The sequence below is a fragment of the Gaiella occulta genome (assembly GCF_003351045.1).
Taxonomy (GTDB): domain Bacteria; phylum Actinomycetota; class Thermoleophilia; order Gaiellales; family Gaiellaceae; genus Gaiella; species Gaiella occulta.
Genome location: NZ_QQZY01000024.1, coordinates 1 through 1,513 on the forward strand (window position 1 = coordinate 1; position 1,513 = coordinate 1,513).

Genomic DNA, 1,513 nt, shown 5'->3' on the forward strand with positions numbered 1-1,513 from the left:
CCTACGGCTCCGCTCCGGAACGGCAGCGCGGCGCCCGATCAGCTATGACTCGCAGAACAGAAAACCCGACGGCAGGTGGGGCCACTTCAAGCCGTCGCGGTGGGGCCAGTGCAAGCCGTCGCGGCGATCGTCCGACACGACCCACGGCTTCGCGGCCACCGGCACCCCTCTCAGCTTGACAACGGATGCCGACGGCATTCGTCCTCAGAGAGCGGGTCCCTTCATTTCGGTTCGACTTCTTAGGTGGCATATGAAGCGGCCAGAAGGGGCTTCTGCCGGTATTCTACCCGAACGTATGTTCGACAGCAAGTCCTGGTCGCATCTCGCTAACAGGCGATCGTTCGGGCTTGTCGAACTAGCGGACGTGAACCAGCGCGCGCAACGTGTCGAGCGTCTCTTCGCCCTTCCGATGCTGGTCGCGGCGCTCCTCGTAATCCCGGTGATCGCGATCGAGCAGTCGGACGCAAGCGAGCGCTGGCAGGCCGCGGCCGGTCTCGTCAACTGGCTGATCTGGATCGCCTTCGCCGTCGAAGCGGTCGTGATGCTCGCGGTCGTTGACAGTCGCTGGCACTGGCTGCGCACGCATCCCCTGGAGGTTGCGATCGTTCTGCTGACACCGCCGTTCCTGCCTTCGAGCGTGCAGGCGCTCCGAGCTTTCAGACTGCTGCGGCTACTGCGTCTGCTCCGTGTCGCCAAGCTCGCGCGCCACGTCTTCTCGCTCGACGGACTTCGCTACGCCGCGTTCCTGGTCGTCCTCACCGCTCTCGGCTCTGGTGCTGCCTACTCCGCATTTGAGGACAAGGAGTCAACCTGGGATGGTGTTTGGTGGGCTGTGACGACGATGACGACCGTCGGCTACGGCGACGAGTTCCCCGCGACGGTGCCGGGGCGGCTTCTCGGGATGACAGTGATGATCGTCGGCATCGGCTTCATCGCCGTCCTCACCGGCGCAATCGCCGAACGATTCCTCGCCACCCAGATCGAGAAGAGCCAAGAGGATGTCGTGGAAGAGGTCGAGGAGACTGGCGCTGAGCTACACGAAGAGCTACGGGCGATCCGCGAGCGGCTCCAGGCTCTAGAGAAACGCCTGGAAGCCCAGCGCGGCGCGACGACCTAGCCCCTCGACAACTGACACTCCGAGCCGCAGAATCGCAGGATGTGGCGCAAGAGAGTCCCGCGTCCCGTCAGGAAGTCTGCAAAGGCTGCTGCGCGCGCAGGGCGTCCCGCTATTGAAGAGCTAAGGCGACACGTCGAGGAGAGCGCCCAAGCGATTCGCGAGGACTTTGCTGAGCTGCCGGGGTTCCCACCCGCGTGCCCGCGCTGCGATCGGCTGATGCACTACCGGAAGACCGAGCTGAGTCGGAAGAAGAACTCCAGAAAGACGATCTGCGCGGCTGGCGGCTGGGGCGTTGCGTCTGGGTCGTCGATCGCGGCTTCTCCTCGGACGCGAATCTGCGCTACCTGAGCCGCGGCGGCGGCCACTGGATCGCCGGCGAGCGGATGCGCGACGGCT

At 65.0% G+C, this 1,513-nt stretch carries 2 protein-coding genes; both read left to right on the forward strand.

Features of this window, described 5'->3' with window-relative positions; genetic code table 11:
- Nucleotides 1–295 precede the first annotated feature (295 nt).
- Nucleotides 296–1,117: a potassium channel family protein gene (locus Gocc_RS15535; protein ID WP_181813755.1), complete on the forward strand. Its 822-nt coding sequence runs from the start codon at nucleotides 296–298 to the stop codon at nucleotides 1,115–1,117.
- Nucleotides 1,118–1,311: 194 nt separating this feature from the next.
- Nucleotides 1,312–1,513 (forward strand): hypothetical protein (locus Gocc_RS15540; protein WP_220150672.1); only part of this gene is annotated, 202 nt, incomplete at its 3' end.

Coding starts and splice junctions, on each gene's coding strand:
- Gocc_RS15535 (WP_181813755.1), top strand. CDS start 296: ATGTTCGACAGCAAGTCCTGGTCGCATCTCGCTAACAGGCGATCGTTC.